At 69.9% G+C, this 17124-nt stretch carries 20 protein-coding genes; 12 read left to right on the forward strand and 8 right to left on the reverse strand.

Annotation, left to right across the window (positions count from 1 at the left end):
- Nucleotides 1–68: 68 nt before the first annotated feature.
- From C471_RS04355 to C471_RS04365, 3 genes are all read right to left on the reverse strand, one after another.
- On the reverse strand, nucleotides 69–1355 hold the full coding sequence (locus tag C471_RS04355) for a DHH family phosphoesterase (RefSeq protein WP_004046827.1): 1287 nt from the start codon (nucleotides 1353–1355) through the stop codon (nucleotides 69–71).
- 88 nt (nucleotides 1356–1443) lie between these two features.
- A complete protein-coding gene (locus tag C471_RS04360) occupies nucleotides 1444–1908 on the reverse strand; it encodes a universal stress protein (RefSeq protein ID WP_004046828.1) in 465 nt (154 codons plus the stop codon).
- 67 nt (nucleotides 1909–1975) lie between these two features.
- Nucleotides 1976–3580, reverse strand: a complete 1605-nt coding sequence (locus tag C471_RS04365; RefSeq protein ID WP_004046829.1) for a heme-binding protein — start codon at nucleotides 3578–3580, stop codon at nucleotides 1976–1978.
- Nucleotides 3581–3721: 141 nt separating this feature from the next.
- Here C471_RS04365 and C471_RS04370 point away from each other — a divergent pair, with 141 nt between their 5' ends.
- The 3 genes from C471_RS04370 to C471_RS04380 all read left to right on the forward strand — a co-directional run bounded on the left by C471_RS04370 (nucleotide 3722) and on the right by C471_RS04380 (nucleotide 5946).
- Entirely contained in the window at nucleotides 3722–4918 is a 1197-nt protein-coding gene (locus tag C471_RS04370) for a UbiA family prenyltransferase (RefSeq protein WP_004046830.1), read from the forward strand.
- Between the two features lie 127 nt (nucleotides 4919–5045).
- A complete protein-coding gene (locus C471_RS04375) occupies nucleotides 5046–5639 on the forward strand; it encodes a PadR family transcriptional regulator (RefSeq protein WP_004046831.1) in 594 nt (197 codons plus the stop codon).
- A 100-nt stretch (nucleotides 5640–5739) separates the two neighbouring features.
- Nucleotides 5740–5946, forward strand: coding sequence for a hypothetical protein (locus C471_RS04380; RefSeq protein ID WP_004046832.1), 207 nt, complete (start codon nucleotides 5740–5742; stop codon nucleotides 5944–5946).
- Nucleotides 5947–6136: 190 nt separating this feature from the next.
- On the opposite strand, the gene C471_RS04385 is transcribed toward C471_RS04380, so the two are convergent.
- Together C471_RS04385 and C471_RS04390 are read right to left on the reverse strand one after the other, a co-directional pair.
- Nucleotides 6137–6367, reverse strand: a complete 231-nt coding sequence (locus C471_RS04385) for a hypothetical protein (protein WP_004046833.1) — start codon at nucleotides 6365–6367, stop codon at nucleotides 6137–6139.
- A gap of 122 nt (nucleotides 6368–6489) precedes the next feature.
- Nucleotides 6490–7263, reverse strand: a complete 774-nt coding sequence (locus tag C471_RS04390) for a GTP cyclohydrolase III (RefSeq protein WP_004046834.1) — start codon at nucleotides 7261–7263, stop codon at nucleotides 6490–6492.
- Between the two features lie 147 nt (nucleotides 7264–7410).
- Between C471_RS04390 and C471_RS04395 the strand changes: the two genes are divergently transcribed.
- The 7 genes from C471_RS04395 (at nucleotide 7411) to C471_RS04425 (ending at nucleotide 13000) form a co-directional block, all read left to right on the forward strand.
- On the forward strand, nucleotides 7411–8190 hold the full coding sequence (locus C471_RS04395; protein WP_004046835.1) for an HAD-IIA family hydrolase: 780 nt from the start codon (nucleotides 7411–7413) through the stop codon (nucleotides 8188–8190).
- Nucleotides 8191–8540: 350 nt separating this feature from the next.
- On the forward strand, nucleotides 8541–9872 hold the full coding sequence (locus C471_RS04400) for a DUF92 domain-containing protein (protein WP_049908959.1): 1332 nt from the start codon (nucleotides 8541–8543) through the stop codon (nucleotides 9870–9872).
- A 1-nt stretch (nucleotide 9873) separates the two neighbouring features.
- Nucleotides 9874–10353, forward strand: coding sequence for a GNAT family N-acetyltransferase (locus tag C471_RS04405; RefSeq protein ID WP_004046838.1), 480 nt, complete (start codon nucleotides 9874–9876; stop codon nucleotides 10351–10353).
- 50 nt (nucleotides 10354–10403) lie between these two features.
- On the forward strand, nucleotides 10404–10787 hold the full coding sequence (hisI, locus tag C471_RS04410) for a phosphoribosyl-AMP cyclohydrolase (protein ID WP_004046840.1): 384 nt from the start codon (nucleotides 10404–10406) through the stop codon (nucleotides 10785–10787).
- Nucleotides 10788–11951: a DUF7118 family protein gene (locus tag C471_RS04415; RefSeq protein WP_004046842.1), complete on the forward strand. Its 1164-nt coding sequence runs from the start codon at nucleotides 10788–10790 to the stop codon at nucleotides 11949–11951. It abuts the gene before it with no gap.
- Nucleotides 11952–11985: 34 nt separating this feature from the next.
- The gene (locus C471_RS04420; protein ID WP_004046845.1) at nucleotides 11986–12384 is read left to right on the forward strand and encodes a hypothetical protein; all 399 of its coding nucleotides are present in this window, start codon (nucleotides 11986–11988) and stop codon (nucleotides 12382–12384) included.
- Between the two features lie 58 nt (nucleotides 12385–12442).
- Nucleotides 12443–13000, forward strand: a complete 558-nt coding sequence (locus C471_RS04425) for a sugar O-acetyltransferase (RefSeq protein WP_004046846.1) — start codon at nucleotides 12443–12445, stop codon at nucleotides 12998–13000.
- Between the two features lie 110 nt (nucleotides 13001–13110).
- Here C471_RS04425 and C471_RS16190 read toward each other — a convergent pair whose 3' ends face one another.
- Both C471_RS16190 and prs read right to left on the reverse strand, forming a co-directional pair.
- On the reverse strand, nucleotides 13111–13680 hold the full coding sequence (locus C471_RS16190; RefSeq protein WP_080505528.1) for a hypothetical protein: 570 nt from the start codon (nucleotides 13678–13680) through the stop codon (nucleotides 13111–13113).
- Between the two features lie 187 nt (nucleotides 13681–13867).
- Nucleotides 13868–14722, reverse strand: coding sequence for a ribose-phosphate diphosphokinase (gene prs, locus C471_RS04430; protein WP_004046847.1), 855 nt, complete (start codon nucleotides 14720–14722; stop codon nucleotides 13868–13870).
- Between the two features lie 147 nt (nucleotides 14723–14869).
- On the opposite strand from prs, the gene C471_RS04435 reads away from it, so the two are divergent.
- Nucleotides 14870–15520 (forward strand): HVO_0476 family zinc finger protein, encoded by a 651-nt coding sequence (locus C471_RS04435; protein WP_004046848.1) that lies wholly within the window; start codon nucleotides 14870–14872, stop codon nucleotides 15518–15520.
- Nucleotides 15521–15634: 114 nt separating this feature from the next.
- Here the strand turns inward: C471_RS04435 and fer are convergent, their stop codons facing one another.
- Nucleotides 15635–16024: a ferredoxin Fer gene (fer, locus tag C471_RS04440; RefSeq protein WP_004046849.1), complete on the reverse strand. Its 390-nt coding sequence runs from the start codon at nucleotides 16022–16024 to the stop codon at nucleotides 15635–15637.
- Nucleotides 16025–16193: 169 nt separating this feature from the next.
- On the opposite strand from fer, the gene C471_RS04445 reads away from it, so the two are divergent.
- On the forward strand, nucleotides 16194–17063 hold the full coding sequence (locus tag C471_RS04445) for a CheF family chemotaxis protein (protein WP_004046850.1): 870 nt from the start codon (nucleotides 16194–16196) through the stop codon (nucleotides 17061–17063).
- The last annotated feature ends 61 nt before the right edge of the window (nucleotides 17064–17124 follow it).

Here is a 17124-nt window from a genome sequence, read left to right on the forward strand (position 1 = left end):
GGGGCGCCGGTCGGTATGAAAGTTCGCGGTTCGGTGCTGGAGTCGGCGGTTCGCTCGCGGGCGACCGTCTACTCGCCTCCCTCGTCGCCGTCGCCGCCGGCGTCCTCCTCCCCCGCCGCGACTTCCTCCGCGACCGCCTCGAACGCCGCGAGGATGACCCGCTTGCAGGCCTGCCCCTCGGTCGTCCAGTGTTGCGCGTAGTCGAGCATGTCGTCGTAGATGTCGGGCTTGCAGCCGGCCGCCTGCGGGTGGCCGCCCCCGTTCACCTTCCCGGCGACCTCGTGGGCGTGCCGGAAGTCCTCAGATCCGCGGATCGACGCGGAGCCGGCGGGCTTGACGATCACCGCGGCGTCCGACCCCTCCTCTCGGAGCGCCTCGGCGACCTCGTTCTGCGAGCACCGCCCGTACGTCACCGCGACGGTCCACTCGCCGACCTCGTGGGTGACCGCGCGGTCGACGGCGGCGCCGATCCGGGCCTCCTTCTCGACGCGTCGCTCGGCGACGAACGCCCGGACCGTCTCGGGGAGGTCGGCGCCGTACGCGCCCACGATCGCCGCGTACTCCTCGCCGCCGGCCCAGTAGGAGTAGTCGGCCAGGTCGTCGGAGCGCGGGTCCTCCTTGATCCAGAGGTCGTGGTCGCGGGTCACGGCCGCCAGCTCGGCCCACCGGTCGTCGAAGTCGTGGTCGAGCGAGCGGAGCGCCACGTCGGCGGTGCACTCTTCGTCCGACTCGCCGACCACGAGGTCGACGCCGAGGTCGCGAACCGCCGCGGCGGTCGATTCGTCCCACTGGTGGTGGTCGAACCACCGGATCGAAGCGGTCGACTCCGCGAGCGCCTCCAGCGGCTCCGCGATCCACTCGTAGTCGTCGGGACACAGGTCGCAGACGAACAGGTCCACGTCGTCGTCGGCATACGCGAGCACGCGTTCGAGCGACGTGTCGATGGAGTACGGCCCGGCGGCGACCAGCCCGACCGGCGACCGCGCGTGGGCGTCCTCGGTGGGGTCGTCGGCCTCGCTCTCGTCGGTCTCGCTCTCGTCCGCCTCGCTCTCGTCCGCCTCGGCTCCGTCCTCTGATTCACCGTCCGACTCGTCGTCGAGCCGCGCCGCGATGGCCGCCTCGAAGTCCGCGGCGTCGAGCGCGGCGTCGTACGCCTCCCGGATCATCGCCGCGCAGGCGAGCCCGTCGGCGTCGCCGTCGGCGATGACGACCGCCTCGCTACCCTCGATCGCTTCCTCCGCGCGTCGCTCCGCGCGCTCCTCGTCCAGCGAGTCCGGGTAGAAGAAGCCCTTGCCGGGCAGCCGCGTGTACCGCGAGCGGGGGATGTCCCCCTCGTCGATGAGTTCGTCGTCCATACCGTCGCGCCGGGCGGGAGCGGGAAAACTCCGCCGTTCTGGGGCGGGGCCCGCGGCCGATCGGAGGCGAACCGCGCCGCCGGAGCCCTCAGACCGTCGTCCGCCGCGGGTCCTCGTCGGTGAGCTGGCGGACCGTGAGCACGGGGATCGGGCAGGTCCGGACGACGCGCTCGGCCACCGAGCCGATGAGGAACCGGTTCTCGCCGTGTCGCCCGCGCGTCCCCATCGCGACCACGTCGGCGTCGACCTCCCGCGCGTACCCGGCGATCTCGGGGGCCGGACGGCCCTCCCGCACCTCGGTCGTGATGTCGAGTCCCGCGTCGCGCGCGGTCGCGGCGTCGGTCACCTGATCGAGCGCGTCCTCCCCGTGATCGTCCAGCGCGTCGCGGAGGTCGTCGCGGACCTCGTCCGGCGTGGACTCGACCTCGCCGCTGTCGACGACGTAGACGGCGTGGACCTCCGCGTCGAACCGCGCGGCGACGTCGACCGCGACGTCGACGGCCCGGCGGACGCTGTCGGAGCCGTCGGTCGCGACCACGATCGTGTCGAACATGTCCACCCGTTCGACCAGCCGATAGTTAAAAACAGGCGGTCGGCGACGGGGGCGGCCCGCCCGGAAATCAGGCGAGGAAGACGTGCCGCGGCCGGTCGGCCAGCACCTCGCGGCCCCACTGGACCGTCTCGCGGAACTCCTCGGAGCCGAAGAACGCCATCGCGTCCTCCTTCGCGTGCCACTGGCTCGCGATGAACATGTCGTTTTCGTCCTCGACGTTCATCATCAGGTCGGTCTCGACGTGGCCGTCCATCTCCGCGAGGATCTCGCCCACGTCGTCGAACGTGTCGGTGAAGTCCTCCTGATGCTCGGGCTTGACGGTGTAGAACATCCCCATCGTGCCGAAGCCGGACTCCTCGCCGGCGCGGGCGACGACCTCCGGGAGCTCGGAGAGGAAGCCGGCCGCGGTCTCGGCGGCGGAGGCCGTGTCCCAGATGGAGACGACCGCGGCGCGGTCGGTGACGCGCCCCTCGTACACCGCCGTCTTCACGTGGGTGCCGTAGTGGTCGAAGTTGCCGCGGAGCCCCTCGACCTCGTCGAACAGCTCGTCCACGTCGGCCTCGCTGTAGAGCACGGTCGCGTACACGTCCTCGCCGCTCGGCTTGCCCGCGTAGATGTTCAGGTCGGCCAGCTCGCCGCGAATGTCCGCGTCGGAGGCGGCGTCGCCATCGCCGCTCGCCGATCCCTCGTCGTGATCGCCGCCGTGTCCGCCCTCGCCGCCCGCGTGCGGGTGGTCGCCCTCGCCGCTCGCCTCCCCTTCTCCGTGGGGGTGGTCGCCGTGCGCGGGACCGCCGCCGGAACCGGCGTGCTCGTGGCCCTCACCGTGGCCGTGGTCCCCTTCGCCGTGGTGACCGTCCCCGTCGTGAGCGTGGCCGCTTCCGCCCTCGGCGTCGCCCGTGGGCACCGTCTCCCCCGCGAGGTACGCGCCCAGGTCCGCGGGCGGGAACCGGCGACCGATGTAGAACTCGCCGAACTCGCCGTACCGCGAGGAGGCGGGGTCGAAGCGCATCTCGTAGACGATGTCCTTGATGTCGGTCGGGTCCGATCCGAACAGCGTGACCCCCCACTCGTGGCTGTCGAAGCCGACCGAAGAGGCGATCACCTGCTTGATCTTGCCGGCGTACTCCTTGCCGACCTCGCCGTGGTCGGCCATGAGGTCGGCGCGGTCCTCGAAGGAGAGGTCGTACCAGTTGTACTCCTCGCCGCGGCGCTTGCTCATCGGGTAGAAGCAGACGTACTCGTCGTCCGGGATCTCCGGCGTGAGCTTCCCCTCGATGTAGCGTTTGAGACCCGTATCGACCGACTCGGGGTCCTCGAAGTACTCGTCGGAGACGTAGCCGGAGACCTCGGTGACGGAGACGTAGGAGGTCGTCCGCTCCGTGAACTTCGCGAGCGCGGTGTCCTCGAACCGGCGCTCGATCGACGACAGGTCGTCGAGCGAGGGACGGAAGTGGACGAACAGCAGGTCGGCCTTGTGCCCGAGCACGGAGAACAGCCCGGAGTCGCCCTCGTCGGCGTCGGCGACCAGCTCCCGGTGTCTCAGGAAGTCCCTCCCCTCCTCGATCGCCCGTTCCCGCTCTCGCTCGGGGGCGTCGCGCCACGCGTCCCAGTCGACGGACCGGAAGTCGTGCAGCGCGAACCAGCCCTCCTCGGTCTGTGGTGCCTCGACCATACGCCGGCTTGGGTCGCCGGGACTTAGGGGTTTGCGAGTCGTCGTCGTCGCGTATCCCGGACCGAACCCCGTCGACGAGTCGGGACGCCGCACCTGTGAACCCCCCAACAGGATTAATCGTGGTTAGTGCGTTGGTAACGTATGGCAATCTCTCGGCACGAACACGGGCTACGGGCGGACCTGCGGGCGCTGCTCTCGCAGGTCCATCCGGTGTTCATGCTGCCGCCGCTCGCGGCCTCGTGGTTCGGCGCGGCCGTCGCCGGCGAGTTCGCGCTCTCGGCAGGCGCGATCCACATGACCGCGATCTTCTTCGCGGTGTACACGGCGCACGTGAAGGACGGCTACGTCGACTTCCACCGGCGCGGCGAGGACGACGACCACCCGATGACGGTCCGCGGCTGTCGCCTCTGCCTCCTCGCCGCCGGCGTCGGCTTCGCCGCCTGTACGCTCGCGCTCGGCGCGCTCGTCGGCCCGGGCGCCGCGCTCGTCACCCTTCCGACCTGGTTCGTCGGGTACCTCCACGCGCCGCAGCTCGACACGAACCCGTTCACCACGACGCTGGGCTACCCGACCGGTATCGCGCTCGCGCTGCTCGGCGGGTTCTACGTCCAGACGACCGAGATGACCGCGACGACACTCGGATTCGCGCTCGTCTTCCTCGTGACGCTGGCCGGGGTGAAGATCATCGACGACGAGCAGGACTACGCGTACGACAGGTCGATCGACAAGCGGACCGTCTCGGTGCTGCTCGGCCGACCGCGGGCCCGCACGCTGGCGTTCGCCCTCCTGATGACCGGGCTGGTCGGCGTTCTCTGGGGGACGGTCGTCGGGCTGTTCCCCCCGTCGGCGCCGGCCGCGGCGCTCGCGTTCGGCTCGGTAGCGCTGGTCGCGAGGCGGGCCGACCCGACGATCGCGACGATGCTTTTGATCCGCGGCGCCTACGTCTTCCTCGCCCTGTTGCTCGTGGCCGTCTGGTTCCGACCGCTGTCCGGCGCCGTGCTTCCGGACATCACCGTTCTCGGGCCGTACACGTACCTCGCCACCGAGTTCGTCTTCGGCGCGCTCGCGTTCGGCCTGCTTCGCTACGCCGGCGCGCTCCGTCAGGCCGCCCGGACGGTCGTCGCCCTGTACCCGATCGCGTACCTCTGGGACTGGTACACGCTGGAGGTCGGCGTCTTCGAGATCGCGATGCGCACCGGATACGACCTGTTCGGGATCCCGATCGAGGAGCACCTCTTCATGATCGTCGTGCCGGCGCTCGTCATCGGCGTTCACGAGACCGTCAGGACGCTCTCGGCCGAGGCGGACGACGCGTCTCGGAGGGGTTCGCGCACCTGACGCACGCGCAGTTCGGAGCGCAGTTCGAGCGCAGTCCGACCGCCGTTCGACCGCCGTTCGACCGCCGTTCGACCCGGCGATCGCCGCGACGGAAACCCTTTCACGACGACCCAGAAACGTGGGGACGATGCGGAAAAGCGGGTCGCCGAAAGGACTGATCTCGTATCTCGTGTTGGAGCTGCTCGACGAGCGGCCTCGGTACGGATACGAGCTGCTGGGCGAGATCACCGATATCAGCGGCGGCCACTGGGAGCCCTCGTACGGCTCCGTCTACCCGATCCTCCACACGTTCGAGGAGGAGGGCGTCGCCGAGCGCGTCGAGCGCGAGGACGAGCCCGACCGCAAGTACTTCGCGCTCACCGACGCGGGCCGCGAGGAGCTCGCCGAGAAGCGCCGCGAGATCGGCGCCGAGGCGGAGGACTTCGGCGACGTGGTGCTCGGCTTCTACCACCTGTACTCGGCGCTCGCCACCGACGGCCGGTTCGAGGTCGACGACGACGGGGGCGACTGGGAGTACTCCGAGCGATACAGCGCGTGGATCGTCGAGCAGACGATCCGCCACCACGAGCGCGACTTCGGCGAGTTCGAGCGGATCGACGCCACGCCCGAGGAGTTCTACGCGGCGTCGACCGACGGCGGAGGGGGCAGCGAAGCGACCGACGCCGCCGCGGACGGTGACGGATCGGACGCGAGCGATGCGGAGGGGTCGGGCGCGGACTGACGGAGGGGATCGCCCGAGACGGAATCCGCCCCGCCCGGAACGGGCCCCTAGCCGCTCCCGTCCCGAAAGTCTATACGGGCTACCCGCGACTACCCGACGTATGTCCACCGACGAACCGTCCGTCCCGATTGTGTGTACCGAGTGCGAGACGGAGACCAGCGTCCCGCTGTCCGACGTGGCGGACACGCTCGCCAAACACAACGACGGGAAACACGGCGGCGAGGAGGTCGCGGAGGTCGACCCCGCGCTGAAAGACCGGCTCGCGGACCTCGTCGCGGAGGACCTCGGGCTCTTCGACGAGGCCTGACGGGACCTGACAGAGAGGACGGGGCCTGACAGAGAGGACGGGAGCACGGAGAGCACCGCGAGGGCAAGACTCGAAAGCGGTGAGGGCGCAGAAGAGTTGTCAGTCGTCTCCGCGCCGCGAGACGCCGATCGCCGGGAACCGGTCCCAGCCGAGAGCGCGGATCCCGCGGGCGGTGCGTTCGCGGGCGCGGTCAGTCGTCCTGCGCGAGAGCGCCCTTCGGGTGGCCCTTGTGCTGGAGGTTCCGGTTGTCGCGCTTTCGCGTCGCCGTCGCGGGAATGACCTCGTTGACCTCGCTCCGCGGCCGCCCGGTGTATCCGTGTTCCGGGTGTTCGGCGCAGTGGGCCATCGCGTCGTGAGACCCTTCCCACGGCCCCTCGTCGCAGCCGTCCGCCGTGCAGACGAACACTATCTCATCGGACATGTTGATAAACTGTTTCGACCGGGGATATAAAAACATCACAGCCAAATTATCATACTCGATAACGCCTAATCGGATCGAGAGGGGAGGAGGAGCGGAGGCGGCGACCGCCGCAGTCCCGGCGATCAGTCGCCGAGGACCGGCGCGCCGGAGAGCTCAACGCTCGTCCCGCCGTCGCGGCAGGCTTCGAGCGCGTGTTTGGCCGCGAAGCCCGCCTCGTGGGCGGAGGCCCCGCGACCGACGCCGACCTGAAGTTCGATGTCGACGTCGTCGGCCACGTGCGCGACCGCGTCGGCGAACGCCCGCTCGGGAAGGTCCGGACAGACGGCGACGACGTTGTCGCCGCCGACGAAGAAGGAGAGGGCGCCGTGGGTCTCGCGGAGGTACCGCGTCAGCGAGCCGTAGGCGCGTTCGACGTTCAGGAACGTGTCGAACTCGTTGAGGCGGTCGGTGTACTTCCCGGTCACGTTCACCACGTCGAAGTGAGCGATCTGGAGGTCAGACGGGTCGGTCTCGGTGAGGTAGTCGCCGGCGAGCACCTCGGTCCGATCCTCGTCTTGCGCGCTCCCCTCGGTCTGAAGCAGGCGGTTCGCGGCCGCTAGGGCGTCGATCGGTCGCTCGGCGACCCCGGTTCCGAGGCTGACGCTCACGGGGTAGCGGTTCCCGATCGACTCCTGCAGCGCCGCGTGGGCCGCGCCGTCGAGGCCGTTCGTCACGGCGATCATGTTGTCGTAGCGAGTGGAGAAGACGTAGGCGTCTCGCGGACCCATGAACTGGGCGATATCGGCGAAGAGCCGCGACTGAAGCGCCTGGAGGTCCATCTCCCGGCGGGGCTCCGGCGTCACAGTCCACGGCCCGTAGTTGTCGATCTGGACCAGCGTCACCTGAGTCGTCGTCACAGTGACCGTGGATTGGGAACGACCCCGCTTTACGCTTCCGTTATCCCGAAGGTGGAACCGGTACCGGATGTGAAACGAGTGGTGTGAGTCACCGAGCGGATTCCGGAGCGGCGCAACCCCTACGGCCGTGGCGCCCCGAGCGCTCCCATGGAGTTCAGCGGCGCCGTCCTCGACGTGGACGGCACGGTCGTGCGAGGCGACGATCCGATCCCCGGCGCGCCGGCGGGCTACCGCCGGCTCCGCGAGGCCGGGACCGAGACGCTGTTCGTCTCGAACAACCCGACGAAGGCCCCGCCGGCGTATGTCGACCGCCTCGGCGCGGCGGGCTACGAGATCGACGCGGACCAGGTGTTCACGGCCGGGACGGTGACGACGCGGTACCTGCGCGAGCGCCACGCGGACGACGCGCTGCTGTGTATCGGCGATCCGGGGCTGCTCGACCAGTTCGAGGCGGCCGGGCTCGCGACCACCGACGACGTCGACGCCGCGGAGGCGCTGATCGCCTCGATCGACCGGGGGTTCGACTACGACGACCTCTGTACGGCGCTGTGGGCGCTCGACCGCGACATCCCCTTCATCGGCACCGATCCCGACGTGGTCATTCCGGCCCCAGAGCGCGACGTGCCGGGGTCCGGGGCCGTGATCAACGCGATCGCGGGCGTCGCCGAGCGCGATCCGGACGCGGTCCTGGGGAAGCCCTCGGACACGGCGATCGAGATGGTCCGCGAGCGGCTGCCGTACCCCCCCGATGAGTGTCTCGTCGTCGGGGACCGGCTCGACACCGACATCGCGCTCGGCGAGCGCGCCGGGATGACGACCGCGCTCGTGCTGTCCGGCGTCACCGACGAGGCCGCCGTCGCGGACGCGAGCGTCACCCCGGACTACGTGCTTGACGACCTCGGCGATGTCGACCGCGTCATCGGTTGAGGGCGGACGCGTCACTGCGATCGGCCCGCGTCGACACCGACTCGTCGACGACGCTCCGTGGCGCTGACCGCGTCGCCAACCACTTTCGCCACGTGGGTAACAGTTATATCGGAGACCCGCTTTCGTCGTCACATGCGAGATCGTACCACACACGAGGGCGGGACGGGCGACGACGAGGAGGACCCGGAGGAGTCCGTTCGTGTGATCGAGGGACACGCGGTACAGTTCAACGAGTACCGCTACTGAGACGCCGGGCGGCCGCGTGACCGCGCGACCGCACGGTGAGCGTCCGGCGACGGAGACGGGGCGCTGTCGGGACCGTTAAGTGCGCGTCGCGGGTATCCGAGTGTGTGATACGGAGGCTTCGACGGGCGAGTGTCTTCGCCGCGGTGGCCGCGGTCGCCGTCCTCGCTCCGGCCCTCGGCGACGCCGCCGCCGTGCCGTTCCTCGCCGTCGCCGGCCTCGCCTTCTTCGGGGTCCGCGACGGCGAGTGGTTCGAGACGCTCGCTCTGCCCGGCGATCGCGAGGAGGAACGCCTCTACGGCTTCGTCGCGTTCGCGCTCGCGGCCGCCGGCCTCGCGCTGTTCGCCTCCCTCCCCCGCGCCCCGCTCCCGTACGAGGCGTTCGCCGCGGCGACGCTCGCGGTGGGCTGTGGCCGCCTCGGCCGAGCTATCGTCGCCGGACGCTCCGACGACGAGTTCTCCCTCGTGGCTGGGTACGTCGCCGGCGGCACGCTCGGCGCCCTCGCCGGACAGGTCGGCGTGCTGCTCCAGACCGACGGGTCCGGCCTCGTGGCCGGGCTTCCCGGACTCGTCTTCCTCGCGTCCGTGGCGGCGCTCACCGCGGCGCTCGTCAGGTCGCTCGTGTTCGACCGAGATGCGCACATCACGGTCATCCTCGTCGCGTTCGCCGTCTGGGGGTTCGTCGCGCTGGATCCGACGGTCACCGCCCCCCTCGTCGCCTTCGGGCTGGCGGTGACCGGCGCGCTCGGCTACGCCTCGTTCGCGCTCGGCACGGCCTCCGTCCCTGGTATGCTGACCGGAGTCCTGTCCGCGCTGCTGGCCGTCGTCGTCGGCGGCGTCGGCTGGTTCGCCACGCTCATCTCGTTTTACGCGATCGGCGGGCTGGCCTCGAAGTACCGGTTCGACGAGAAGGCGGACCGGGGCGTCGCACAGGAGAACGAGGGCGCGCGCGGCACCGGGAACGTGCTGGCGAACTCCGCGGTCGCGCTCGTCGCCGTCGTCGGCTACGCCGCGACCGCCCGCGTCGGCGTGCCGGGCGCGCTCTTCGGCTTCGCGTTCGCGGGGGCGACCGCGACCGCGATGGCGGACACCCTCTCCTCGGAGATCGGGGGGCTCTTCGACGATCCCCGGCTGGTGACCACCCTGCAACGCGTCGAGCCGGGCACCGACGGCGCGGTGACGTGGCAGGGCGAACTGGCCGGGGTCGCGGGCGCGCTCCTCGTCGCCGGCCTCGCGGCGTTCGGGATGCCGATCGACGGTCCGGTCGTCGGCGGGGGGATCGTCGCCCTCGCGGGCGTCGCGGGGATGACCGTCGACAGCATCCTCGGCGCGCTGATCGAGGGCGAGCGGATCGGCAATCAGGCGGTGAACTTCCTCGCGACGCTGTCGGGGGCGATCGTCGCGGTCGCCGCCTCCGTCGCGCTCGGGGTGGGGGCGTGAGATGACGGGGGAGTCGTCCGGGGATCGGGGCGACGTCGCCGACCGTCACGGCGACGACCGTCCCGCCCCCGACCCCAGGGTCCGCGCCGCCCGCCCGGCCGACGCCGACCGGATCCGGGCGCTCCAGGACCACCTCCGACAGCCGAACCCGGACCTGCTGGAGTACGGGCTCGCGGTCGGCTCGGCGCTCGTCAGCGTCGCCGACGGGCGGGCGGTCGGCTACCTGCTCCCGGTCGACGCGCCGAACCGCCCCGGCGTCCACGTCGCCGAGCTCGCCGTCGACCCCGACTATCGCCGGGAGGGTCGCGCTCGCGGGCTGCTCTCGGCCGTCGTCGGGGACGCGGCCGGTCCCGTGACGCTGCAGGCGCATCCCGACAACGACGCCGCGCTGTCGCTGTACGAGGGGCTGGGGTTCGAGGTCGTCGACCGGCGCGCCGACGCGTACGCCGACGGCGACGCGCTGGTGTTGCGCCGGGAGTGAGGGTGGGGACAGACAAAAGGCCTATTCGAGCCCCACGCGTCCGGCGAGACATGACCGACGCCGACGCGGGAGAGGAGGCGATCGAGGTCGACTTCGGCGAGGACGGGCTCGTCCCGGCGATCGCACAGGACGCCGACTCGGGGGAGGTGCTGATGCTCGCGTACGTCTCGCCGGAGGCGCTCGAACGGACCCGCGAGACGGGCGAGGCCCACTACTACTCGCGGTCGCGCGACGAGCTGTGGCACAAGGGCGGCTCCTCCGGACACACCCAAGAGGTCCGCGAGGTGCGGGTCGACTGCGACGCCGACACCCTGCTGTACCTCGTCGACCAGAACGTCGGAGCGTGTCACACCGGCCACCGCTCGTGTTTCCACCGGACGATCGAGGGCGAGCACGTCGGCGAGCGCGTGTTCGACCCGGACGAGGTGTACTGAATGAGCGGCGCGGGAGCGACGGCCGACGCGGACGGCGCCGACCCGGTCCGCGAGGCGAGCGAGGCGGCCGCGACGCTGCGCGAGCGCTACGACGAGCTCGCCCGAATCGAGGCGCGGATCGCCGACCTCGGACGGGAGCGGATCGAGGCCGCCGCCGACGCGTACCGCCGGGCGCACCGCGTGCTCGACCGGTACGAGGAGGACGCCGTCGGCACCGGTGACTTCGGGTCGTACGTCCAGTTCCGAGGGGAGTTCGGGGAGGCGGTCGACATCGAGGACGACCAGCTCGCGGCCGACGCGTTCGCCGCCGCGGACGAGGCGGTCGACAAGCGCCGGCTCTCCGAGTCCGACTTCGCCGCCGCCCGCGAGGCGCTGGAGCCCGCGAGCGAGTACGTCGACCTGCTCGCCGACCGCGACGAGGCCCTCGACGACTACCGGGCCGCGCGCAAGGAGGCGCGGGAGGCGAAGAAGGCGCTCGACGCCCGGCTCGACGACCTGCGTGAGGTCGCCGACATGGCCGACGCCGACCTCGACGCCGACGTGAGCCGGCTCCGGGAGCCGATCGAGTCGTACAACGACGCGGTCCGCGAGGCGTTCGAGGAGTTCTACACGTCGGCGTCGGCCCGAGAGGTGTTCGCCTTCCTCGACCGTGCCGACGGCACGCCGTTCGTCGACGCCGACGTGCCGCCGACCGACCTGCGCGAGTACGTCGACGAGTACGAGGCGGGCGAGGAGCCTCTGCCGACGCTGTTGGAGTACGCCGACTACTCGAACTCGAAGCTGGAGCACTACGTCGACGACCCCGGCGCCCTCCGGACCGCGGTCGCGGTCCACCGCACCTACGTCGAGCGGCTCGACGCAGAGCCGCTGACGCTCGACTGGCCGCCGGCGGAGGGCGACGAGCTGGCCTACGAGATCGACGAGCTGATCCCCCTCGTCTCGCGGGTCGCCGACGACGAGACGGTGGCGACGCTCCGGTCGGTCCGCGAGCTCGCGCGCGACGAGGAGTACGAGCGGCTCCGCCGCGCGGCCGCGGTGCGCCACGCGCTCGACGACCCCGAACTCGACCTGCTGGAGCGCGGCGTGATCGACGACCGGGTGCGCGAGGCGGAGCGGACCCTGTCGATCGCCGAGGACGTGCTGACGGAGACGGAGCGGGAGTAGGATTTTTAAGACCCGGCGGCGCGGACGTGCGGGTATGACCAGATTCGACGCCGCGACCGAGGAGGAGCGGCTGAAGCTGTTCGCCGACGCGGCGACCGCCCACCGCGCCCGGTCGAGCGAGGTGATGACCGTCGACGTCGACCCCGACAGCGACGTCACCGAGGGCGGCGAGGTGCCGCCGTGGATCCAGCTCGCGGGCACGGAGCTCATCTTGGACTGCACCGACGGCGAACTGGACCGGCTGAAAGGGCTGCTCGGCGAGTTCCCGGAGTTCCGGATCGACGAGCTGGTGAGCCCGGAGGAGGCCGAGGGGACGAACGCCGTCGTCACCGCCCGGTCGGACGCGAACCGCGTGGCGGGGTTCGTCGAGCGCGCGTTCCGCGAGGTGTACGAACTCGACGGCGACTACCGGGCGTGGGTGACGGCGATATAGAGGACGGTGGGTCGTGTCCGACGGAAACCGCTATCCGGCGGGGCGCGTTGGGTCCGGTATGCCCACCGAGACGGAGCGGATGCTCGCCGGGGAGTTCTACGACCCGAGCGCACCCGAGCTGGTCGCCGACCGGGAGCGCGCCCAGGACCTCGCTCGGCGGTACAGCGCGACGACCGAAGCGGAGGGGGAGCGCCGCGAGGCACTCCTGCGGGAGCTGTTCGGCGCGGTCGGCGACGACCCGGACGTCGAGCCGCCGTTCCGGTGCGACTACGGCTACAACGTCGCGGTCGGCGACGGCTTCTTCGCGAACTACGGCTGCGTGTTCCTCGACACCAACCCGGTGTCGTTCGGCGACCGATGCCTGCTCGGGCCGGGCGTCCACGTCTACACGCCGACCCACCCGATCGACCCGGAAGAGCGCGCGACGGGCCGCGAGCGCGCCGAGCCCGTGACGGTCGGCGACGACGTCTGGATCGGGGGCCGCGCCGTGCTCAATCCGGGCGTGACCGTCGGCGACGGCGCGGTGATCGCCTCGGGCGCGGTCGTTACGAAGGACGTGCCGGACCGTGTCGTGGTCGGCGGAAATCCGGCGCGGGTGATTCGAGAGATCGAGTAGCGGCTCGGTCGAACCCCTCCGGAACCGAGAGGAACGACCTGACGGATACAGAGCCTGTACTGAGCACCAACCGGTATGGCGAACCTCGATTCGACGTCGACCGGTGTTGGCTACTCTGATGAAGTCGTGGAGTTGGTCGAGGGGTCCGTGGCCGAAGCGCTTCCACTCACACTCGTCGATCCGCCGAGGAGGGAACGATTCGAGTCGCCGTGTAGCGTTGTGACCCTCTCGCCGTCGTGTTTGATGAGTAGATTCCACGGGTCTTCGCCCGCGGGGATCCGCATTGTCCCGTTATAGCGGGCAACCCCCGGACACGACCGAGGTGCTTTCTCCGTCTCCTCTATCGGGACGTTGAGGACGTACGTGGACTCGTTCATCCGTTCGAACGTCGGGCCTCCGATCGCATACGAGGGCCCTGGCAGGGAGACGTTTCGAGAGTGCGTGATCTCCGTGTTCTCGGCCCCGGGAGCCACCGACGTCGAACTGTTGGCCATGAAGTTATCGGGACAGTGAGCCCCGGCCGATTCGAAGTGCAGTAACGCCGGCGGATCGCTCGTATCGCCGAGAAGGCCATCGACCCCCGCTGGCCCGGTACCGGAGAAGGCGATGACGCTACCGGTCCCTACCAGTCCAACCAGCGCGAGTACGGCGACGACAGCGAGCAGACCACGTCGATTCATTCTGTTCCGAACGACTGGAGAGGTGCAGATAGTACCTGCTATGGGTCAAAGAAGGGTTTGAGTCATCGACCGTCTCACATTCAAGAATATTGGGATAACTAGGCTCAGTAGACGAGATACTGTACCTACGCGTTGTATTCAGCACGGATACTGAAACCGATCACCGTTTCCGCAGAGCCAAGGGGACCTATTCGAGCGCGTCGGCGAGGACGGGCGCGACGCTGACGACGCTGCAGCCGCGTTCGAGCGTGTCGCTGCCGACGATGCGGTCGACGCCGGCGCCGCGGAGCTTCGTCACGGCGTTGGCCGCGAGCATGGGGTGGACGCAGGCCGCGAGCACCCGCGCCGCGCCGCGGTCGTTCAACACGGCGACGGACTCGCTCATCGTCGACCCGGTGGCGACGATATCGTCGACGACGACCACGTCCCGGCCCGCGACGGCGGCGTCCGAGGGCGACACCTCGACCTCGCCGGTGTCGCGGTCGCGGTGCTTCTCGAAGTAGTCGGTCTCGCCCGCGCCGTACGCGTCCCGGACCGTCTCCGCGATGCCGACCGCGCCCTCGTCGGGCGCGAGGAACAGGGGGTCGGCGAGGTCGGTCGGCAGGGGGTCGGCGAGCACGCCGGCGGCGTCGACCGTCTCCGCGGGCACGTCGTAGAAGTCGGCGACGCCCGATTCGTGGGGGTTCACGAGGACGACCCGGTCGGTCCCCGTGGAGACCGCCCGCGCCATCGCCCGCGCCGAGACGGGCTGGCCGTCGCCGAACGACTCGTCCTGGCGGGCGTACCCCATGTAGGGGGTCACCGTCGTCACGCGTTCGGCGCCGGCCTCGCGGACGGCGTCCTGCAGCTGGAGCAGTTCGACCCACGCCTCGTCGGAGTCGGTCGCGGCGACGACGACCGCCTCGTCGCCCGCGAAGTCGGGCGCCGCCGCGAGCCCCTCCCCGTCCGGGAACCGGTCGTAGGTCGGCGTCGCCAGCGGCCGGCCCGTCTCCTCGGCGAGCGCGGCCGCGAGCAGCTGTGAGCTGGATCCGGGTACGATCATGGGCGTCCGTACCCCAGACACCGGTAAACCAGTTTCCTTACTCGCTGGCCCGGAAGCGATGACGGCGACCCCGAGCCCCACGCGAGCGTGTGACGCACCGCGGCCACAGGGGCGGATATTTACGCGAGCGGCGGATACGACGCCGTAATGACCGAAACAGGAGACCGAGTCGGTCTCGTCTGCCCGTCGTGTTCGTCGGGCGAGGAGACCGTCCACGAAGTGTTGCGCCCCGGCGGGCAGGCGACCGTCCGCTGTACCGAGTGCGACCACACGCACAAAGCCGAGATCCCCGAGGAGGAGACTGTCGGGCTGACCGTCATCGTCTCGCAGGACGGCGAGTCGTTCTCGACCGAGATGGACGTGCCCGCGGACACCTACGTCGCCACGGGCGAGGAGTTCGTCGTCGACTCCCCCGACGCGCTGATGCAGGTCCGGGTGACCGGTATCGAGGTCGGCCCCGAACAGCGCGTCGAGGAGGCCGACATCGAGGCCGTCGAGACGCTGTGGACCCGGGCGGTCGACAACGTCTCCGTCCCGGTGACGCTGCACCCGAAGGATGGGAACGCGGATCAGACGCGCTCGCTGCAGGTGAACGTCCCCGGCGACTACGAGTTCACCGTCGGCGAGACCGAGGTCTTCGGCGAGGAGGAGTTCACCGTCGAGGGCGTCCAGATCCGCGAGGACGCCCCCGAGTACCGCCACGAGAAGCTGGACCACGAGGGCGACTTCGCGTACGCCAAGGACTGCAAGCGGGTGTACGCCCGCGACGAGAGTCTGACGGCGTGGTCGGCCTGGTAGGGAGCCGTCGCTGGGGGCACGGAGAGTAGTGAAAAACGGTGAGAACGATGGGGGTGACCCACATCGAACACCGTCGTCGCGGGACGACCGCGGCGTGGCCGATGTGTCCGAACGTTAGATGACGCGGTTCTGCAGGTAGTCGAGGTGTTTCGCGTTGTAGACGATCTTGACCTCGTCGGTCGCCGGGCTGCCGATGCAGGTCAGGCGAACGTTCTTCTCTTCGACCTCCTCGTCGGAGAGGATCTGCTGCATGTCCATCTCGATGTCGCCCTCCTTGACGATGGAGGCGCAGTTCGCGCAGGCGCCGGCGCGGCACGAGAAGGGCCAGTCGTAGCCCTGAGCCTCGGCGGATTCGAGGATGTATTCGCCCTGATTCACTTCGAGGGTGCCGTAGTCCTCGTCGTCGAGGTCGGCGCCGGCCGCCTCCTCGAAGAGGTCGTCGTCGTCCATCGACCAGCCGTGGTCGTCGAGCACTTCGTAGTTGAGGTATTCTACTGTGGGCATCACCCGGCGGTTTGATGCCCACCTCATTAGGCTTTGCTGTTCCGCGTTTTTCTCGGACGATCGAACACCCACGAACTCCGAACACGTTCGTTTCGTACCTATCGGTGTGTTATCACGACTGATACGTCAGGAGTAACAGTAAATACCGGAGGGCCGCAAGCAGGGTCCGATGGAAGAGTCCGTCGTCGCCGACTTCGTCGGCCGCGTCCACACCTCCGATCTGGGTCGCGACGATCCCGTGTCGGGCCGCGTCCTCCTGAGCCAGCGCCGGCTCGTGCTCGCCACGGACGACGCGAAGACAACCGTCCCCCTCTCGAAGGTGTTCGACGTCGTCGTCGGCACCGTCCCCGGCGACCTCCAGTCGTTTTTCAGTGACAGCGTCACCCTCGCCTACGAGCGGGACGGGGACAGGCGCACGGCCCTCGTCGAGGGCGAGCCGGACGACATGGAGCGGTTCACCCGACTGCTGTTCAAGGCCCTGTTGCGGGGCGTGACGGTCACGGTCCGCCACCCTGCGAAACTGGGCGGGCGCGTCACGGACGCGTCCGACCACACCGCGTCGATCAGCCTCTCCCCGGGGGCGATCGGCTTCGCCGATTGCCCCGACCCGTTCACGGTCGAGCTCTCCAGCGTCATCGACTACGAGCGGACCAACCGCACGCTCGCCGGCACCAAGCGCCCCGCGCTCGTGTTCCGCCACGTCCCCGAGACCCAGACCGTGACCTCGATCGCGACCGTCCCGGACAAACGGATCTTGAACGTGCTCGGCCGGTACATCAAGCTGGAGTACGACGAGGTGATGGAGGACGTCGAGGCGTTCGACCCGACGGAGGAACAGTTGGAGATCCTCGTGTCGATCTACTCCGCCGGCGGCGAGGCGAACATCGCCGACGTGGTCACCGGCGACGTCACCCAGACGGAGATGGTCCTCGAAACGCTCCGCGACGAGAGCCTCGTCGTCGACGGGGACACCGGGGCCGCGCTCACGCGGAAGGGACAGATGATCGTCACCTCGTACATGGAGTCGGTGAACTCCTGACTGCCGCCCTCCGCTCTCCGGACGCCCGTCGGGGACGGGTCCGTGCTCGCCCCCGAACCGG

The organism is Halorubrum saccharovorum DSM 1137 (assembly GCF_000337915.1).
In the GTDB taxonomy this organism is placed as follows: domain Archaea; phylum Halobacteriota; class Halobacteria; order Halobacteriales; family Haloferacaceae; genus Halorubrum; species Halorubrum saccharovorum.

Bases quoted from the DNA above. Each gene is read 5' to 3' on its own strand.
- prs (WP_004046847.1), bottom strand. From the start codon at position 14,722: ATGATCGTACCCGGATCCAGCTCACAGCTGCTCGCGGCCGCGCTCGCC.
- C471_RS04435 (WP_004046848.1), top strand. From the start codon at position 14,870: ATGACCGAAACAGGAGACCGAGTCGGTCTCGTCTGCCCGTCGTGTTCG.
- C471_RS04370 (WP_004046830.1), top strand. From the start codon at position 3,722: ATGGCAATCTCTCGGCACGAACACGGGCTACGGGCGGACCTGCGGGCG.
- C471_RS16190 (WP_080505528.1), bottom strand. From the start codon at position 13,680: ATGAATCGACGTGGTCTGCTCGCTGTCGTCGCCGTACTCGCGCTGGTT.
- C471_RS04395 (WP_004046835.1), top strand. From the start codon at position 7,411: ATGGAGTTCAGCGGCGCCGTCCTCGACGTGGACGGCACGGTCGTGCGA.
- C471_RS04385 (WP_004046833.1), bottom strand. From the start codon at position 6,367: ATGTCCGATGAGATAGTGTTCGTCTGCACGGCGGACGGCTGCGACGAG.
- C471_RS04380 (WP_004046832.1), top strand. From the start codon at position 5,740: ATGTCCACCGACGAACCGTCCGTCCCGATTGTGTGTACCGAGTGCGAG.
- C471_RS04420 (WP_004046845.1), top strand. From the start codon at position 11,986: ATGACCAGATTCGACGCCGCGACCGAGGAGGAGCGGCTGAAGCTGTTC.
- C471_RS04365 (WP_004046829.1), bottom strand. From the start codon at position 3,580: ATGGTCGAGGCACCACAGACCGAGGAGGGCTGGTTCGCGCTGCACGAC.
- C471_RS04425 (WP_004046846.1), top strand. From the start codon at position 12,443: ATGCCCACCGAGACGGAGCGGATGCTCGCCGGGGAGTTCTACGACCCG.
- C471_RS04355 (WP_004046827.1), bottom strand. From the start codon at position 1,355: ATGGACGACGAACTCATCGACGAGGGGGACATCCCCCGCTCGCGGTAC.
- fer (WP_004046849.1), bottom strand. From the start codon at position 16,024: ATGCCCACAGTAGAATACCTCAACTACGAAGTGCTCGACGACCACGGC.
- hisI (WP_004046840.1), top strand. From the start codon at position 10,404: ATGACCGACGCCGACGCGGGAGAGGAGGCGATCGAGGTCGACTTCGGC.
- C471_RS04360 (WP_004046828.1), bottom strand. From the start codon at position 1,908: ATGTTCGACACGATCGTGGTCGCGACCGACGGCTCCGACAGCGTCCGC.
- C471_RS04375 (WP_004046831.1), top strand. From the start codon at position 5,046: ATGCGGAAAAGCGGGTCGCCGAAAGGACTGATCTCGTATCTCGTGTTG.
- C471_RS04405 (WP_004046838.1), top strand. From the start codon at position 9,874: ATGACGGGGGAGTCGTCCGGGGATCGGGGCGACGTCGCCGACCGTCAC.
- C471_RS04445 (WP_004046850.1), top strand. From the start codon at position 16,194: ATGGAAGAGTCCGTCGTCGCCGACTTCGTCGGCCGCGTCCACACCTCC.
- C471_RS04415 (WP_004046842.1), top strand. From the start codon at position 10,788: ATGAGCGGCGCGGGAGCGACGGCCGACGCGGACGGCGCCGACCCGGTC.